We start from the raw sequence: 16,265 nt of genomic DNA, 5'->3' as shown, positions 1-16,265 counted from the left end.
AATTTTGCGAAAAGCTCTGCGCTAGGCTTCGCCCGGATTTTACGGCTGACGGGAGCTGTCATGAGCGAGCATCGCGCTGCGAGGAGGCATCACACGCTGCGGACCGGGATGGTCGAGTTCGACAACGGCACCGGCAGCAGCATCAGCGTGCCCTGCACGATCCGCGACGTCTCCGCCACCGGCGCGCGCCTGCAGCTCAACAGCTCGCTCTGGGTGCCGGATCGGTTCGCGGTGATCTTCTCGAGCGGCCTGCGCAAGGACTGCCGGCTGGCCTGGCGCAAGGGCCGGCTGATCGGCGGCGCGTTCACGGACGGCTATGCGAGCGCGGACGAGCAGGCCGCGATGATGACCGCGGACGAGCAGTCCCGACAGCGGCTTGGCATCGGCGCGCGCGTCAAGGCGGCGCGCGAAATGCGTGGCTATACCGAGGCGCAGATCGCCGAGCGCATCGGCGTCACGCCCGCCTTCGTCGCACTGGCCGAGCAAGGCGAGGCGGACATTCCGCTTTATCAGCTGATGCACATTGCCGATCTGCTGATGGTTAGTGTCGATGATCTCGTCGCGGGGCCTGCGCCCGAGGACGCCGACGCGGCGTAGGCGCGCGCTCCGCACTTTCCGGAGCCGCTGCCAACAAAAATGTCGAAAACAACCCCATGCATAGTAGAAATCTCCAAGGATTTCAACAAGGATTTCAGCGGTTCGCTAAAACCGAAGTTTTGTTTGACCCGTCGGGCAAAACAGGGGTATGGTGGCATGGTGGGGCGGTGCGGCTGAGAGCCCCGCGTGGCGCGGCTGTTTCCCTTTCGCTCACGGACTCGTTTGCTGGACCGGTGCCGGACGCCACGTCGAGAGCGAATTGACTTGCCTTGCATCCTTGCGCACTCTTCCCGGGAAGGAGACCAAGCCATGAAGATCATGACTGCCGCGTGTGCGCTCGGAACGGCGCTGGTGCTGGTAAGCCTGGGAACATCAGGTGCGGAAGCGAGGGCGCGGAAGGCCGTCGTCGTTCGCGCACCACAAGAGAGGCTGATCGTCACGGCGCCCGTGCTCCGGCCAACGCCGTGGGATTACAACATCGTTCCGCGCTATCGTTATCGCCCCGAGGACGACCGCGTCGATCCCTACGGTCCGCCGCTGGTGCCGTCCTATGTGCGCTATGAGGGCTGGCGCTGGCCGTATTGGTGGTGAAGGCCAGCGACGATGCGTTGGGTGGGCAAAGGCGCAGAGCGCCGTGTCCACGACATGCAGATGGTGGGCACGCTTTCGCTTCGCCCACCCTGCGAGAGCCAGGGCAATCGCATATGGCGCGTACGATGCGGCGGCATCGGCGCTGGACTCCCTCTCCCGCTTGCGGCGGGGCGAGCGCCGCACCGCGATTCCACGGGTTGCCCGATATAACCGGCCTCTGTACCCTGCGTTGCAGCAGCGTTGGTTTTCTACGGACATGGATCGGCTGAAATGACCGTGATCGAGGGCGTGGCTCCGGAGCAGGATGCCCAGGCGATGCCGCCAAAAATGCCGCCGGGCGTGCTGGTCGACGGACCGGTGGTCGACGCCAAATTTCGCGATTCCTACATCTCGTTCGCGATGATGATCGGAGGTTCGATCGGGGCGCTGATCTGGGCTTTCACGTATGGCATCGGGTGGGTGGAGATCTCGGTCTTCGCCGGCATGTTCGTGCTGACCACGCTGGGGATCGGCTTCATGCATCGCTACTTCGTGCACCGCAGCTACCGCTGCGGGCCGGTGATGCGGACGATCCTCGCGGCGATCGCCACGATGGCGGTGCAGGGCTCGATCCTGAAATGGGTGAGCAATCATCGCCGGCACCATCTTCACTCCGACCGGCCCGGCGACGTCCACAGTCCCTACTATGACGGCTTCGGCAATCCCATCGAAAGCTTCGCCAAGGGCATGGGGCATGCGCAGGGCGGCTGGGTGTGGGACAAGGCCACCACCGATGCCGAATACTACGCCAGGGACATCCTGGCCGACCCGATCGCCATGTTCTTTACGAGGACGCGCTGGTACTGGTACGCGCTGTCGGCGCTGATCATTCCAGCCAGCATCGGCTACGCCTTCGGCGGCGTGCGCACGATGATCGGATGCGTGCTGTTCTCCGGCCTGTTCCGCAGCTACCTCATGACCATGGCGACCTCGCTGGTCAACTCGGTCTGCCATAGCGACGGCCGCTGGGGCTACCGCCGCTTCGACACCAATGACGGCACCACCAACGAGCTCGTGACCACGATTCTCACCTTCGGCGAAGGCCTGCACAACAACCATCACCGCTTCCCCCGCGACGCATACATCTCGCACGCCTGGTACGAGATCGACATCAACGGGCTGATCATCTTGGGGCTGGGGAAGCTCGGGCTGGTGCACGACATTTTCGCGGCGGGAAGCCGGTCGCGCGGGACAGACGGCGGAAAGAGCTCGATGCCGGATACGGAAGCAACGGTCTGAAGCATGTAGGATGGATAGAGCGAAGCGGAACCCATCATTCCACGACGGCTATTGGTGGGTTTCGCTGCGCTCTACCCATGGGTACAGCGACTTGTCCGCCGTAGCCCGAAGAGCGAAGGCCGCTGGCGATCTATCCATTGACGATCGCCAACGGTGTATCTACATTGTATCATTGATTTCGGAGATCGAGGATGAAGGTTGCATTTCAGAAATGGGGCAACAGCCTCGCGCTGCGCGTACCGAAAGCGTTCGCCGATGAAATCGGGGCCCGCGACGGGAGGGCGGCGGAGATGACCGTGAGCGAGGGCAAACTGGTCATCGAGATCGCGCGCGCGCAGCGGCGCAAACGTCGCTATGCGCTGGACGATCTGGTCGCGGGGATCACGCAGGCCAACCGTCATGATGAGATCGATTGGGGGCCGGCCGTTGGCAACGAAGCCTGGTGACTATTGTCCCGAGGCCGGAGACGTCATCTGGATCGATCTGGACCCGACGGTCGGACACGAGCAGAGGGGCCGGCGACCGGCCATCGTCGTGTCGCCGCGGAGTTACAATGCCGTCGCCGGCCTTTGCGTGATCTGCCCGATCACCAGTCGCGTGCGCGGTTATCCGTTCGAAGCCGTCCTGCCCGAAGATGCAAGCGTCCGTGGCGTCGTGCTTGCAGACCAGCCTCGGAGCATCTCCTGGGAGAAACGACCGATCACGCCTGCCGGACGGGCACCTGATGCGCTGCTCCTCGAAGTCCGCGAACAGTTGGCTGCGTTGCTGGGAATTGAGTGAACTTTTCGCCAGGCCGTGAGACGACATGCCAAGAAAGCGGTCAAGAAAGCTGAAGACCTATCAGACCTCGCTCGGCTTCTACGACCAGGCGGTCGCCGCACCCTCGATGAAGGCGGCGCTGGAGGCCTGGGGCGCCAGGTCCAACCTATTCCATCAGGGCATCGCGAAACAGACCGACGATCCCGATATTGTCGCCGCGACCATGGCAGCACCCGGCGTCGTGCTGCGCCGCCCGGTCGGATCGGACGGCCCGTTCACCGAGCACGCCGAACTGCCGACCGATCTCGCCGATGACGAGGACAAGCCAAGATCCAGGTCCAGGCCAAAGTCCAAGTCGAAGTCGAAGCCAAAGAAGCGTCCGGCCAGGATCGCGACGAAGTCCTCCCGCACAGACGACGATCAAGACGCGCGCAGGGCCGCCGCGGCCTTCGCGAAGGAAGAGCAGCGACGCGAAAGCGCGCGCCGCAAGGAAGAGGCCGCCCGCGCCAAAGAGCGCGCGCGCCGGGACAAGGCGGTCGCGGCCGCCGAGGCGGCGCTGGATAAGGCGAGGCACGAACATCAGGCGCGGACAGACGAGATCGAAGCGGAACGGGCCGCGCTGGATGAACGTGCCGAGGCGGAGGAAACGCGCTGGGACAAGCAGAGGATGAAGCTGGAGGACGCGGTTCGTCGGGCGCGAGAGTAGGGGCGAGCCGGGTCGGACAGGCAGATGGAGCGATCGATTTAGTGCACTGTCACCGTGATCCCAGTGCAGCCCTTCGCCGGCTTCAGCCAGTCGAGAAAGACCTCGCCGACCGAACGGCTCCAGACGCCCATCATCTGCTCATAGGCGGCACCGTCATCGAAGCGAAGCTCGGGCATGGAACAGCTCCCTCGGCGTTTTTCCACAGGGCAACGTCGGCGGCGGCGAGGTTAACACATTGGTTATTTCTTTGCGGTCATTTTCGCGACCTCAGTCAGCAAAGAGGCACCATGTCCGACATCACCATTCCCGGCGGCAAGATCCGTTCCTTCGTCGAGCGGATCGAGAACCTCGATAGCGAAATGCAGGAGTTGAGCGAGCAGAAGAAGGAGGTCTTCGCGGAAGCCAAGGGCGAGGGTTTCGACGTCAAGATCCTCAAGGAGATCATCAAGCTGCGCAAGGAAGACAAGAACGAGCGCGACGAGCGCGAAAGCCTGCTCGACCTCTACATGCGCGCGATGGAGACGGCACAGCCGGAGCAGGCGAAGGCGGCGTGAGACGATCGGCGTGATCTGCGAGGAGAGGTAGCCGCGGCCTGCGGCTATCGCTCCTCCAGAACGACGACGAGCTGGTCGATTTATCAATAGCGGCCGCCGCTGCCCTTTTGCTGCGTGATCCAGGCCGACAATGTTTTCGGTGCCGATCTTACAGTCCGGCCCGGTGATGCCTTCGGTTTGTCGCGGCCGCCTTTCGTCGGACGGGTGCGCGGCGCTTCCGATGCGCTGACGCTCCTCGATGCGGCCGTCGATGCCTCTGCGGCTTCCTTCTCGAGGCGCAACTGTTTCAATCGCGCCATCTTGATGCGCTCGGCCTCGACTTCGGGCCGTTCCGCGAGCTGCGGCTTGTGTTGCGCGAGCTCGGCCGTGACGACGACCCCGAGAATGGTCGTCTCGCCGAGCGCCTTGCAGGCCTCTAACCGATGCAGTCCCTCGACCAGAACGAGGCGGTCTCCGTCGCGCCGAACGGAAATGGGAGCCTGCTGTCCGATGTCCAAAATACTTTCCGCAATCTCCGCGACGATCTCGGGCTTGATGGCTTTCTTCTGCTTCGTGGGAACGAAAATCTCCTCGATCGGGAAGCTTTCCGGTTTGGGCATAAGTCGACTCCGCTTCTACCGGGCCCGTCGGAACCCATGCCGGTAGTGGTGGGAGTTTAGGAGGGATGAGGTCGGGCGCAAAGAGGGAATTTCGGCGGCTGGGTATTTGATAAGCGTCGAAGCCGAAACCAATCTCGATGACAGTGACAATTCGAAGGTTGGTTAGAGAGAAGCGAAAGCTATCGCCCTCCCTGCGGACGGATGATAGTTTTCACAACCATACTACGGTTTGCTACGTGAAGTCCTTTCCCTTTGACGCATTTTTTCCATCCAAGCCATGGCTTTCAAAACGGGCGCGGTGGGTTGATCGGGTGGAATAACAGGGGGGTCATCAGCACTAAGCACGACAGCGTCCGGGTCGTTCTCCGAAATTTGCCACGCTTCACGAACCACGAGGTGATATTTCCCAAGGGCGCCGTCTAGTAATTCTGGCACGCTTTCGCGAGTTGGAAGATGTGCTGCGGTCAATACAAAGCGGCCATGTCGAGTAAATTCTGCGAGAAACATGTCGAGGTTTCGGCTGCTAGCCGGTCTCATGACATTGATGCGCGACACGAAACCGACGGCGGAATCCCTCGTTATCGGAAGTTTTTCGGGGTTTGGGCCGATAATCACCGCGTAAGCGCTGGGATGGGAAATATAGATGCCTCTGATAATCGCAACGCGAAGAGCATTGTCAGGGTCGTGTGGCCCAAATCTCCCCTTGAACCCCTGAAATATGCCTTCAGCTGCTGTCCGGTTCTCGAACGCCAGGGCCAACACTGGTGGCTTATTGGGCGCGTCCGATGCAAAGAGAACACCGTTCCACCCGGCTGCATTCCATTTATGAACGTCAATTGGTGTAACGACCTGCACGTCAGAGTGCTTCATGCGTTCAGGATTGAGCATCGACTCGGGTGGTGCACCTTCGCCGAATTTCGCTGCCTGCGTCCGGCCGTTCGCTGCAGCCTGCAATTCGGGCTGCCATGGCGACAAACGCCTGACTTCAAAGGTACGATCGCTCGCCTCAGTCCATTGGCCGATGGAAAGCCGCGGGATGTCGCCAAAGATGATTCTGAGCATATTTGGTACATGCGAGAAGGTTAGAGCCCGCGAAAACCCGTTCTCTTCGCCTAAGACGCTTGTCGCCCAATCGTCCATATTTGCGGGAATAGCAAAGCGGACGAACATCTCTACGACGGCTTCTTGCAGCCAACGGGGAAAGGTCATCGCTTCCTCGCGGGTCGTACAAGCCAACGTCGGTGCGTGTGAGACAACGCCAACAGCAAAACCGTCCCTATCAATAAATTCTAAAGTCGGCGTGAGCACTGCTCCCTCACACGGATTTACCTGCAAACGTAGAACATCCAGATGCGGAAGCATAAAATACGGTAGCCGCGTCAGCAGCGAAATCGCGTGAGCATGCAAAGCATTGTTGGGTCGAGACGTATCAGCGCGCACACGATCAAGCGCTTTCAGAAGGCTCTCCGTCCGCGTTTCAAGTCTCGCTGCCTCTGCTAGCAATGTTCCCGAAGTGACGGAGTTTCGAACAAGCTGTAAGAGGTTTGAGACCCGCTCTAGGTCTTCTGAAATATCGGACGGCAAGGCTAGCGATTCTACTTCGTCGAAAAGGGCATTTAGCATGGCAAAATCGTCAAACCAGAAGAATGACGTCCACGCGAGGGTATAAGTTGCAGCAAGTAAGTGACTTTCAAGCTTGTTGTCACGGGCAACGCGAATTGCTCGATGAAAGAGTCCTTCAACTTCATATCGTGGCCGCTCGATACCGCGGGCGAGTAAAGCCGCCTTCAGGCAATCCTCCGCAAGCGCAGAAGTCGTGCCGCTATATTGCGTACCGTCACCGATGGCTTTTTGCAGCGTCTCAAGTTCGTTAGCGCGCCTAAAATCCTCAGGCCCTTGCTTTCGTACTTCATGCTCAGTCCCCGCACCTACACCGAGTGCGTCGATGGCGATGTCAAGGCTGTCGTGATCGAAGACGCTTTCCAGCAGCCAGGTTCGGTCAAGAATTGTGACCGGGACCTGGTGCTTTGCCAGAAGCTCATCTTGAATCGCTGCGCTGTCTTTGGAGGGTGCGAACTGATTCGTGATGAAGTACACGCGCGGATAGCCACGGCCCGTACCAACAATGCTGGCAACGTCTGTGCGGACCTTGCCCCGCCAGTCCTTCTTGGCACTAAATGCGAACGCCCACCGCTCGTGAGCTCCTGCTAGATCTGGAACGTACCACCGGCTGGCAATTTCAGTCGTTACTGGGTAGGTCTCAGAATCTGTTTTACCGTCGCCGCCTCCGACCGGGCCGGTCTGTGGACGAAGGTTCGGCGAGATAAATCGCTCGGCAAGGCCTTGCGCGAAGTCCTCAAACTTCGTTTCATCTTTTTGGTTGGTCAGAGTCTCGAGGTGATGTGAGAGCACTTCGCGCGTGACCGTGCGTTCAATTGTGGTCACGCTATCCGAAAACAGATGCGGACGCCGACCGCGCATATAGCGTGATGGCTTAAAATCCGTTGCTTCTTTTGGCCCCCTCGGGGGAAGAGTCATTGACTTTGCCCCGTGATCTACCTCGCGTCCGTCTTAAGACCAATGGGCTGCATTGGTTTGGGCGGAGCGACGCTCCCTCGAACCCATGATTAGGTATCACGGGAACGAGGGTCATCTTCTTCAATGGTGGAGGCCGACTATCAGCTGCACCCAGTCGTGCTGCCGCACGTATCGCACTTCATGCAGGTCCCATTCCGCACCAGCGTGAAGTTGCCGCACTCGCTGCACATCTCGCCCTCGTAGCCCTTGGCCTTGGCTTCCGCGCGGCGCTCGGCCTTGCTGGGCACCGCGACGGTTGCGGCGCTGCCGGCCTTGCTCCACTGGAGGGCTTCCAGCTTCTCGGTGGGCGAGAGGTCGTGGCTGACTTCCTGCTTCAAGGCGACCGCGCCTTCCAGGGCATCGCCTGCGCCGCGGGAGGCGAGCGAGGTGACGCGGCTGCCGCCGGCGGGGGCGTTGTCGCTGGTGGATGCGACCGCGGCGGAGCCGCCGCGCATCACCACGAGGTTGTCGGTGCGGGAGCGGGTGAGGCCGCGCGAGACCAGCTTGGTGGCGTGCTGGGCCTCGTCCGGCTCCTTGCCTTCTTCCACACCCTTGCCGAGCGCGTCGAAATTCGACTCGGTCGGGTCGACATGGGCGAGATCGAAGCGCGACATGTAGCTCACCGCGAGCTCGCGGAAGACATAGTCGAGGATGGACGTCGCATACTTGATGCTGTCGTTGCCCTGCACGGGGCCCGCCGGCTCGAAGCGGGTGAAGGTGAAGGCGTCGACATATTCGTCGAGCGGCACGCCGTATTGCAGGCCGAGCGAGACCGCGATGGCGAAGTTGTTGATGAAGGAGCGGAGCGCGGCGCCTTCCTTGTGCATGTCGATGAAGATCTCGCCGAGCCGGCCGTCGTCATACTCGCCGGTTCTCAGATAGACCTTGTGGCCGCCGACGACCGCCTTCTGGGTGTAGCCCTTGCGGCGATCCGGCATTTTCTCGCGCTCGCGCATCACGACGATGCGCTCGACCAGCTTTTCGACCACCTTTTCGGAGATCTGCGCGGTACGCGCCGCCATCGGCTTCTCGTAGAGCGCCTCGACCGCATCGTCCTCGTCCTCATCGTCGCTGATGAGCTGCGAGTTGAGCGGCTGAGAGAGCTTGGAGCCGTCGCGATAGAGCGCGTTGGCTTTCAGCGCCAGCTTCCACGACAGCATGTAGGCGGACTTGCAGTCCTCCACCGTGGCGTCGTTCGGCATGTTGATGGTCTTGGAGATCGCACCCGAGATGAAGGGCTGCGCCGCCGCCATCATGCGGATGTGGCTCTCGACCGACAGATAGCGCTTGCCGATCTTGCCGCAGGGATTGGCGCAGTCGAACACCGGATAGTGCTCGGCTTTCAGATGCGGGGCACCTTCGACCGTCATCGCGCCGCAGATGTGGACGTTGGCGGCTTCGATCTCGCGCCTGGTGAAGCCGACGGCCTGGAGCAGGTCGAAGCCGGGGGCTGCGATGGCTTCGGCGCCGATGCCGAGCTGGTCGCGGATGAAGTCCTCGCCAAAGGTCCATTTGTTGAAGGCGAACTTGATGTCGAAGGCCGTCGGCAGGGCCTTTTCGACCTTGGCGATGGCCTCATCAGTGAAGCCCTTGGCCTTCAGCGTGGAGGCGTTGATGCCGGGGGCATTGGACAGCGAGCCGTGGCCGACGGCGTAGGCTTCGATCTCCGCGATTTCGCTCTCGCGATAGCCGAGCGCGCGCAGCGCGGCGGGGACCGCGCGGTTGATGATCTTGAAGTAGCCGCCGCCGGCGAGCTTCTTGAACTTGACAAGCGCGAAGTCGGGTTCGATGCCGGTGGTGTCGCAATCCATCACGAGGCCGATCGTGCCGGTCGGCGCGATCACCGTGGTCTGGGCGTTGCGATAGCCGTGCTGCTCGCCGAGCTCCAGCGCCGCATCCCAGGCCGCCTTGGCGTGGGCGACGATGTTGGCCTGCGGGCAGGAGGCGTGGTCGAGCGGCACCGGGTTGACCGAGAGCGCTTCGTAACCGGAGGACTCACCGTGCGCGGCGCGGCGGTGGTTGCGGATCACGCGCAGCATGTGCTGGGCGTTCTTCTTGTAGCCGGGGAAGGTGCCGAGCTCGGCCGCCATCTCCGCCGAGGTCTTGTAGGTGATGCCGGTCATCACAGCGGTCAGCGCGCCGCAGAGCGCGCGGCCTTCCTTGCTGTCGTAGGACAGGCCCATGGTCATGAGGAGGCCGCCGATATTGGCGTAGCCGAGGCCGAGCGTGCGGAATTCGTAGGAGAGCTCGGCGATCGCGCGCGAGGGGAACTGCGCCATCATCACAGAGATTTCCAGCACGACGGTCCAGAGCCGGCAGAGATGCTCGTAGCCTTCGACGTCGAACTGTTTTGTCGTGGTGTTGTAGAAGGTCAGCAGGTTGGCGGAGGCGAGGTTGCACGCCGTGTCATCCAGGAACATGTATTCCGAGCACGGATTGGAGGCGCGGATGTCGCCCGATGCCTTGCAGGTGTGCCAGTCGTTCATGGTGGTATTGAAGTGCAGGCCCGGGTCGGCCGACGCCCAGGCGGCGTGGCCGATCTTCTCCCAGAGGTCACGCGCCTTCAGCGTCTTCGTCACCTTCTTGCTCGTGCGGGCGGTCAGATTCCAGTCGCCGTCGGTCTCGACCGCGCGCAAGAAATCGTCCTTCAGCGAGACCGAGTTGTTGGAGTTCTGGCCGGAGACGGTGAGATAGGCTTCGCTATCCCAGTCGGTGTCGTAGGTGTCGAACTGGATGTCCTTGTAGCCCTGTTTTGCAAATTGGATAACGCGCTTGATGTAATTATCGGGCACCAGCGAGCGACGGGCCAGCTTGATTTCCCGGCGCAGGGCAGGGTTCTTCTCCGGATCAAAACAATCGTCGCCCGAGCCTTCGCAGTTCACGCAGGCCTTCAGCACCGCCTTGAGGTGCTTCTGGTTGATCTTGGATCCTGTGACGAGGGCGGCGACCTTCTGCTCCTCTTTCACCTTCCAGTCGATATAGGTCTCGATGTCGGGGTGATCGACGTCGACGACGACCATCTTGGCGGCGCGCCGCGTCGTGCCGCCACTCTTGATGGCGCCGGCGGCGCGGTCGCCGATCTTGAGGAAGCTCATCAAGCCGCTCGAGCGGCCGCCGCCGGAGAGCTTCTCGCCTTCGCCGCGCAGGCGCGAGAAGTTGGAGCCGGTGCCGGAGCCGTATTTGAACAGGCGGGCTTCGCGGACCCAGAGGTCCATGATGCCGCCCTCGTTGACGAGGTCGTCACCGACGCCCTGGATGAAGCAGGCGTGCGGCTGCGGATGCTCATAGGCCGACTTGGACTTGGTCAGCTTGCCGGTGAAGGGGTCGACGTAATAATGGCCCTGGCCGGGGCCGTCGATGCCATAGGCCCAGTGAAGACCGGTGTTGAACCATTGCGGCGAGTTCGGCGCGACCATCTGCATGGCGAGCATGTAGCGGAGCTCGTCGTAGAAGGCCTGCGCGTCCTCGTCATGGCTGAAATAGCCGCCCTTCCAGCCCCAATAGGTCCAGCAGCCGGCGAGGCGGTCGAACACCTGCTTCGCGGAGAGTTCGCTGACATAACGCTCTTTCTCCGGCAGCGCGGCGAGAGCTTCGGTATCGGGCACGGAGCGCCACAGGAAGGAGGGGACGGATTCCTCCTCGACCTTCTTCAGGCGCGCGGCGACGCCCGCTTTGCGGAAATATTTCTGGGCCAGCACGTCGGAGGCGACCTGCGACCATTCGGCCGGGACCTCGACATTGTCGAGCTTGAACACGACCGAGCCGTCGGGATTGCGAATCTCCGACGTGGTCAGGCGGAAATCGATTCCCGCGTAAGGAGACTGTCCTTGGGTGGTGTGGCGCCGCTCGATCCGCATTGTCTTGCCCCGTCCTTATTTTGCCCGGGTCCGCCCCTCGTTGGAGACGTGCCGGGTCGTCATTTCTCTTTCGCGCTTCCTTGCGGGCCACCGGCCCAAAGGCTTCGCAGTTCAGCCGGTGGTTTCCGGCCCGGTTTCTCCCGGCGCGATGGTCGGTGCGAGCACCTCATCCGCCGGCATGTCCACGCACATCCGCCCCAACGGGATGTCCGCGACATGCGTTCAACGCCCCACAACGTCACGTCTTCTACCGATGCCATTCGAGCCTTTTGCCGGCCCGTTCTGGCGCCCGAAAAGTCCGCTTTCGCGGGCAGACAAGCCCTCATCCCGCTGCCTTTGTCTGGCCTGGCGGAGTGCAGTTCTGCGAACCCTTTGGGGGAGTGCCGGCGGGACGCAAACTCACTCGCGCCGAACGGACCGAAAGCTAGGACTCTCCGTTGCGCCCGTCAAGAACTAGTGCGAGTTCCTGAATCAAATACTAAATATGGTGGATTGCGGGGGATAACAGGGGCAAGGGCCGCGCCTGTTGTGGAGCCAAGTATCAGTGAGTCCTCAGGGATTCCCAACCGAAAAAATTTGCCGGCCGTGACGATACGGAGCCTTCATCCCGCTGTTCACAGGGCAGGTATATTTTTGAGCATTGGGATTGCGTCAGCAGGACTCACGTAGCCCTACGGAAGGTGAGGGCAGGCATGCCCGCCAGGGTGGTGGTCCGGGGTGCGAATCCGGTCCAAGCTGAGCTCGATTTTGCCGGACCTCCCACATGCTTGATTCGACTCAGCCGGTGCGAGCGCGCATCGCGCCGGCCGGCCTGATGTTCCTTGCCATCACCTCGATCGGCTGGGGCTTCAATTGGCCGGTGACCAAATTCCTGCTCGCCGAGCTGCCGCCGCTGACGCTCCGCGGGGTCACCGGCGTGCTCGGCGCGCTGCTGTTGGCGGCGCTGGCGGTGATGCGACGGCAGAGCTTGCGGGTGGAGCCCAAGATCTGGCCGCGGCTGCTCACCGCCGCCGTGCTCAACGTCACCGGCTGGATGGTGCTGATGGGTCTCGCGCTGCTCTGGCTGCCGGCGAGCGAGGCGGCGCTGATCGCCTACACCATGCCGGTCTGGGCCTCGATCATCGCCTGGCCGGTGCTCGGCGAGCGGCCGACACTGCTGCGCACGCTCGGGCTGGTAATGGCCTTTGCCGGCCTTGCCTCGATCATGGGCGGCAACGGCCTCGCCGCCAGCACCGAGAAAGCGCCTGGAATCATCATGGCGCTCACTGGCGCGCTCGGCTTTGCCGTCGGCACGGTGTTCTCGAAGAAATACCCGATCCATCTGCCGCCGCTCACGGCGGCGGCCTGGCAGATCGGAATCGGCTGCCTGCCGATCTCGATCATCGGCCTCCTGGTCGAGACCACGCAGCTGGACAAGGTGACGCCGCTCGGCTGGTGGCTCCTGGTCTATTCGACCGTGGTGCAGTTCTGCATCGCCTATGTCAGCTGGTTCGCCGCGCTGGCGCGCCTGCCGGCCTCGGTCGCTGCGATCGGGACGATGGCGGTGCCCGTGATCGGCGTCGTAGCGTCCGCGATTGCACTGCACGAGCCGCTCGGGCCGGGGCAGATCGCGGCGCTGATCTTCACGCTGGCCGCCGTGGTGCTGGCGACGCGGTAGCTAACTCGCAGTCGTCCCGCCGCCCAGCGCCTTCCTGATCATCTCGGCGAGCTGGTTTCTCCGATACGGCTTCGTCAGCAGCAGCACGCCATCGTCCAACTTGCCGTGATGCACGATGGCGTTGTCGGTATAGCCGGAGGTGTAGAGCACCTTCACGCCGGGGCGGCGCTTGGCCACTTCGTCGGCGAGCTCGCGTCCGCTCATGCCGCCGGGGATGACGACGTCGGTGAAGAGCAGGTCGAAGGCCTGGCCGGCCTCGATCAATTCCAGCGCGGCCTTGCCGTCGGCAGCGGCGACCGTCTTGTAGCCGAGGCTCTGGAGCTGCGCGGTGACGAAGTTGCGCACCAAGGGATCGTCCTCGACGACGAAGATGGTCTCGGCGCCGCCCTCGGCCTGCGGCGCTGCGGGCGCGGCGACCTCCGCCGTGCCTTCGCCCGGCGGCAGATAGAGCTTGATCGTGGTGCCGTGGCCTTGCTCGCTGTAGATCTTGATGTGGCCGCCGGACTGCTTGACGAAGCCGTAGACCATGGAGAGGCCGAGGCCCGAGCCCTTGCCGACCTCCTTGGTGGTGAAGAACGGCTCGAACGCCTTCTGCTGGATGTCGGACGACATGCCGGTGCCGGTGTCGCTGACCGCGAGCATCACGTAAGGGCCCGCCACCACCTCGGCATTGGCCTGGGCATAGGCCTCGTCCAGCACGACGCGGTGGGTCTCGAGCAGCAGCTTGCCGCCGTTCGGCATGGCATCGCGGGCGTTGATCGCCATGTTGAGCACGGCATTGGTGAGCCGGGACGGATCGATGTGCGCGGTCATCGGTCCCTGTTGCAGCACGGTCTCGATCTGGATCTGCTCGCCGAGGGTGGGCCGCAGCAGCTTGGCGATGTCGGCGATCGCCGCGTTGATTTCGACATTGCGCGGCTGCAGCGGCTGCTTGCGCGCGAAGGCGAGCAAATGCTGGATCAGTTCGGCGCAGCGCTCGGCGGCATCGTCGATCAGACGCGCCACGCGCTGCAGATCCGGCTGCTGCTTCAGGCTCTCCACCAGCGTCTCGGTGTTGCCGGAGATCACGGTCAGCATGTTGTTGAAATCGTGCGCGACCCCGCCGGTCAGCTTGCCGATCGCATCCAGCTTCTGCGACTGATGCAGCTGCCGCTCGGTCTCGCGCGAGATCGTCGCGTCATGATAGACCAGCACCGCGCCGGAGATGTCGCCCTGCGCATCGCGCATTGGCCGGCCACTGATCATGAGATGGCGCGGAGAGTTGCCGCTGTGCGGGCGGACGATCATCTCCATGGCCTCGAACTGCTCGCCGCGCAGCACGCGCGCGGACGGCAGCTCGTCGGCCCTCAGCGGCGTGACGCCGTCGCCACGGAAGACGTCGGACAGCGCGCGCAGATTGCGCAGGTTCATGCCGGTGCGATGCAGCAGCATGCGCTCGGCGGCCGGATTGGACAAAAGCACATTGCCCTCGGTGTCGATGACCAGCACCGCCTCCGCCATGCTGCGAAAGGTGCTCTGGAGCACGTTGACCGAGAGGCGCAGCTCGTCATGGGCGGCGACCAGATGTTCGGTGCGCTCGGCCACCGCGGCTTCGAGCTGTTCGTTGGCGGCGGTGGCTTCCTCGAGCGTGCTCTTGAGCGCGCTTTCGGTGCGGTGGCTCTCGCGCATCACCATCAGCACGAGCAGCAGGATCACCAGCGCGCCGGCCACGTCGATGCCGAGCAGCACGACGCCGGTGCGGCGCGAATCCTGGGAGCGCGCGGTCAGCAGTCGCTCCTCCTCCGCGCTCAGACGGTCGAGATTGCCCATCACCGTGTCCATGAGGCCGCGGCCCTCGCCCTTGCCCTGGAGCGCGGCGATGCCGGCCTGATCGTTCGCAGCGCGCAGGCGCATCGCCGCCGCAGCGATCTCGATCCGGCGCAGCGCCAGCGGCTCGGTGCCCTCCAGCAGCGCGACCTGGTCGGGATTGTCGCGCACCTCGCGCTTGAGCTCGGCGAGCGCCGGGGCGATCTGGGCATGCACCGCCTGGAATTCGTCGCTGAAGCTCTCGCTGCGATAGATCTCGAAGCCGCGCGCGGCGCTCTCGGCGCGGCGCAGCAGCACGCGCAGGTCGGAAATCTTCTTTTGCACCTGGATGGTGTGATTGACCCGGGCCGTATCCGACCGCGACTTGACGTCGAGCGCGATCGATGCGGCGGTGATGATCAGGAGGATGGCGAGTCCAGCACCGAGAATGACGCGTTGCGTTGGGATCAAGGTGCTTCTTTCTTGTCCTTCGGCAAGGCGGCCTCGCCGAGGCATTCGCGGATCGTGGTCAGCAGCGCGTCCGGCGTGAACGGCTTGCGCAGGCAGCGCGTCGCGCCGAGTTCCAGTGCCATGCGGAGGAAATCGGGGGAGGGCGAGGCGGACGAGGCGAAGGCGTAGCCGGACATCGCGATCAGCGGGACCGCCGGCGCGCGCTCGTGAAAGATGCGGATCGATTCGAAGCCGCGCATATGCGGCATGAAGATGTCGACCAGCATCACGTCATAGGCCTGCGCTTCCAGCGCAGCCAGTCCAGTTTCGCCGCCGTCGGCCAGCGTGACGTCGAAGCCCTGACGTTGGAGGAGGACCTCGATGGTCGCGCCGACCATCGGATCGTCATCAACCACGAGGATACGCGGCATGACACTTCCCAGTAGATCGAAGTCCCCGCATTGGTGATATCCGCGAATCGTATGTCGGGTCAATTTGGGAGTGGATCGACGTAGATATGCACGGCGCGATGCATAAAAGCGCCTTGCGGGTTCCCGCCGCCGTGCCACCCGATCCAATCCTGACATTTCGACGAAAGATCGAGGCAATAGCTCCCCGGGCCCGGCACATCGTTCAGCGGCACATCGCGAACAGGCGCGCCGGCTCCGCCTGCGAATGGGTTCCGGTCTTCTTGAAACAGCGGCGCAGATGCGTCGGTCAGGCCAAAGGCCTGGATCGCCGGCGCCACGGTGCGCGACTTCGCCGCGGGATCGACAATGATGACAAGGGCGCGGGCGGGAGCCACCAGCCCCCAGAACGGCACGGACGGCCGCCGCAGCGGCATCGGCATGACGA

General features: G+C 63.0%; 15 protein-coding genes. 8 read left to right on the top strand and 7 right to left on the bottom strand.

Annotated features, from left to right (window positions below; all coding sequences use genetic code 11):
- The first annotated feature begins 60 nt into the window (after positions 1–60).
- The 6 genes from JJB99_RS20935 (at position 61) to JJB99_RS20910 (ending at position 3,931) form a co-directional block, all read left to right on the top strand.
- The gene (locus JJB99_RS20935; RefSeq protein WP_200494222.1) at positions 61–597 is read left to right on the top strand and encodes a helix-turn-helix domain-containing protein; all 537 of its coding nucleotides are present in this window, start codon (positions 61–63) and stop codon (positions 595–597) included.
- Between the two features lie 309 nt (positions 598–906).
- Positions 907–1,188 (top strand): hypothetical protein, encoded by a 282-nt coding sequence (locus tag JJB99_RS20930; RefSeq protein ID WP_200494221.1) that lies wholly within the window; start codon positions 907–909, stop codon positions 1,186–1,188.
- A 270-nt stretch (positions 1,189–1,458) separates the two neighbouring features.
- A complete protein-coding gene (locus JJB99_RS20925) occupies positions 1,459–2,466 on the top strand; it encodes an acyl-CoA desaturase (RefSeq protein WP_200494220.1) in 1,008 nt (335 codons plus the stop codon).
- A gap of 191 nt (positions 2,467–2,657) precedes the next feature.
- Complete coding sequence (locus tag JJB99_RS20920) at positions 2,658–2,912, top strand: AbrB/MazE/SpoVT family DNA-binding domain-containing protein (RefSeq protein WP_200494219.1); 255 nt, start codon at positions 2,658–2,660, stop codon at positions 2,910–2,912.
- The gene (locus tag JJB99_RS20915; RefSeq protein WP_200494218.1) at positions 2,893–3,246 is read left to right on the top strand and encodes a type II toxin-antitoxin system PemK/MazF family toxin; all 354 of its coding nucleotides are present in this window, start codon (positions 2,893–2,895) and stop codon (positions 3,244–3,246) included. Before JJB99_RS20920 ends, JJB99_RS20915 begins: the two co-directional genes overlap by 20 nt.
- Before the next feature lie 25 nt (positions 3,247–3,271).
- The gene (locus JJB99_RS20910; protein ID WP_200494217.1) at positions 3,272–3,931 is read left to right on the top strand and encodes a cell envelope biogenesis protein TolA; all 660 of its coding nucleotides are present in this window, start codon (positions 3,272–3,274) and stop codon (positions 3,929–3,931) included.
- A 38-nt stretch (positions 3,932–3,969) separates the two neighbouring features.
- Here the strand turns inward: JJB99_RS20910 and JJB99_RS20905 are convergent, their stop codons facing one another.
- On the bottom strand, positions 3,970–4,107 hold the full coding sequence (locus JJB99_RS20905; protein WP_200494216.1) for a hypothetical protein: 138 nt from the start codon (positions 4,105–4,107) through the stop codon (positions 3,970–3,972).
- 111 nt (positions 4,108–4,218) lie between these two features.
- Here JJB99_RS20905 and JJB99_RS20900 point away from each other — a divergent pair, with 111 nt between their 5' ends.
- On the top strand, positions 4,219–4,485 hold the full coding sequence (locus tag JJB99_RS20900; RefSeq protein ID WP_200494215.1) for a DUF2312 domain-containing protein: 267 nt from the start codon (positions 4,219–4,221) through the stop codon (positions 4,483–4,485).
- An 83-nt stretch (positions 4,486–4,568) separates the two neighbouring features.
- On the opposite strand, the gene JJB99_RS20895 is transcribed toward JJB99_RS20900, so the two are convergent.
- The 3 genes from JJB99_RS20895 to JJB99_RS20885 form a co-directional block, all read right to left on the bottom strand.
- On the bottom strand, positions 4,569–5,084 hold the full coding sequence (locus JJB99_RS20895) for a ParB N-terminal domain-containing protein (RefSeq protein ID WP_200494214.1): 516 nt from the start codon (positions 5,082–5,084) through the stop codon (positions 4,569–4,571).
- 222 nt (positions 5,085–5,306) lie between these two features.
- Positions 5,307–7,622, bottom strand: coding sequence for a hypothetical protein (locus JJB99_RS20890; RefSeq protein WP_210347623.1), 2,316 nt, complete (start codon positions 7,620–7,622; stop codon positions 5,307–5,309).
- 140 nt (positions 7,623–7,762) lie between these two features.
- Positions 7,763–11,518, bottom strand: coding sequence for a vitamin B12-dependent ribonucleotide reductase (locus JJB99_RS20885; protein ID WP_200494212.1), 3,756 nt, complete (start codon positions 11,516–11,518; stop codon positions 7,763–7,765).
- 763 nt (positions 11,519–12,281) lie between these two features.
- On the opposite strand from JJB99_RS20885, the gene JJB99_RS20880 reads away from it, so the two are divergent.
- Complete coding sequence (locus JJB99_RS20880) at positions 12,282–13,175, top strand: DMT family transporter (protein ID WP_200494211.1); 894 nt, start codon at positions 12,282–12,284, stop codon at positions 13,173–13,175.
- On the opposite strand, the gene JJB99_RS20875 is transcribed toward JJB99_RS20880, so the two are convergent.
- Genes JJB99_RS20875 through JJB99_RS20865 form a run of 3 tightly spaced genes read right to left on the bottom strand, consistent with a single transcriptional unit; the run spans position 13,176 to position 16,260 of the window.
- Positions 13,176–15,431 carry a CHASE3 domain-containing protein gene (locus JJB99_RS20875; RefSeq protein ID WP_200494210.1) on the bottom strand — a complete coding sequence of 752 codons (2,256 nt, stop codon included), beginning with the start codon at positions 15,429–15,431 and terminating at the stop codon, positions 13,176–13,178.
- Entirely contained in the window at positions 15,428–15,841 is a 414-nt protein-coding gene (locus JJB99_RS20870; RefSeq protein WP_200494209.1) for a response regulator, read from the bottom strand. The genes JJB99_RS20875 and JJB99_RS20870 overlap by 4 nt, the downstream gene beginning before the upstream one ends.
- Positions 15,842–15,900: 59 nt before the next feature.
- Entirely contained in the window at positions 15,901–16,260 is a 360-nt protein-coding gene (locus JJB99_RS20865; RefSeq protein ID WP_200494208.1) for a hypothetical protein, read from the bottom strand.
- Positions 16,261–16,265: the final 5 nt, after the last annotated feature.

The sequence above is a fragment of the Bradyrhizobium diazoefficiens genome (assembly GCF_016616235.1).
Lineage (GTDB): Bacteria > Pseudomonadota > Alphaproteobacteria > Rhizobiales > Xanthobacteraceae > Bradyrhizobium > Bradyrhizobium diazoefficiens_H.
Note: the sequence above shows the minus strand (reverse complement) of the source record. Positions and strands in the feature narration are given on the sequence as shown.

Coding starts and splice junctions, on each gene's coding strand:
- JJB99_RS20935 (WP_200494222.1), top strand. CDS start 61: ATGAGCGAGCATCGCGCTGCGAGGAGGCATCACACGCTGCGGACCGGG.
- JJB99_RS20930 (WP_200494221.1), top strand. CDS start 907: ATGAAGATCATGACTGCCGCGTGTGCGCTCGGAACGGCGCTGGTGCTG.
- JJB99_RS20925 (WP_200494220.1), top strand. CDS start 1,459: ATGACCGTGATCGAGGGCGTGGCTCCGGAGCAGGATGCCCAGGCGATG.
- JJB99_RS20920 (WP_200494219.1), top strand. CDS start 2,658: ATGAAGGTTGCATTTCAGAAATGGGGCAACAGCCTCGCGCTGCGCGTA.
- JJB99_RS20910 (WP_200494217.1), top strand. CDS start 3,272: ATGCCAAGAAAGCGGTCAAGAAAGCTGAAGACCTATCAGACCTCGCTC.
- JJB99_RS20905 (WP_200494216.1), bottom strand. CDS start 4,107: ATGCCCGAGCTTCGCTTCGATGACGGTGCCGCCTATGAGCAGATGATG.
- JJB99_RS20900 (WP_200494215.1), top strand. CDS start 4,219: ATGTCCGACATCACCATTCCCGGCGGCAAGATCCGTTCCTTCGTCGAG.
- JJB99_RS20895 (WP_200494214.1), bottom strand. CDS start 5,084: ATGCCCAAACCGGAAAGCTTCCCGATCGAGGAGATTTTCGTTCCCACG.
- JJB99_RS20890 (WP_210347623.1), bottom strand. CDS start 7,622: ATGACTCTTCCCCCGAGGGGGCCAAAAGAAGCAACGGATTTTAAGCCA.
- JJB99_RS20885 (WP_200494212.1), bottom strand. CDS start 11,518: ATGCGGATCGAGCGGCGCCACACCACCCAAGGACAGTCTCCTTACGCG.
- JJB99_RS20880 (WP_200494211.1), top strand. CDS start 12,282: ATGCTTGATTCGACTCAGCCGGTGCGAGCGCGCATCGCGCCGGCCGGC.
- JJB99_RS20870 (WP_200494209.1), bottom strand. CDS start 15,841: ATGCCGCGTATCCTCGTGGTTGATGACGATCCGATGGTCGGCGCGACC.
- JJB99_RS20865 (WP_200494208.1), bottom strand. CDS start 16,260: ATGCCGATGCCGCTGCGGCGGCCGTCCGTGCCGTTCTGGGGGCTGGTG.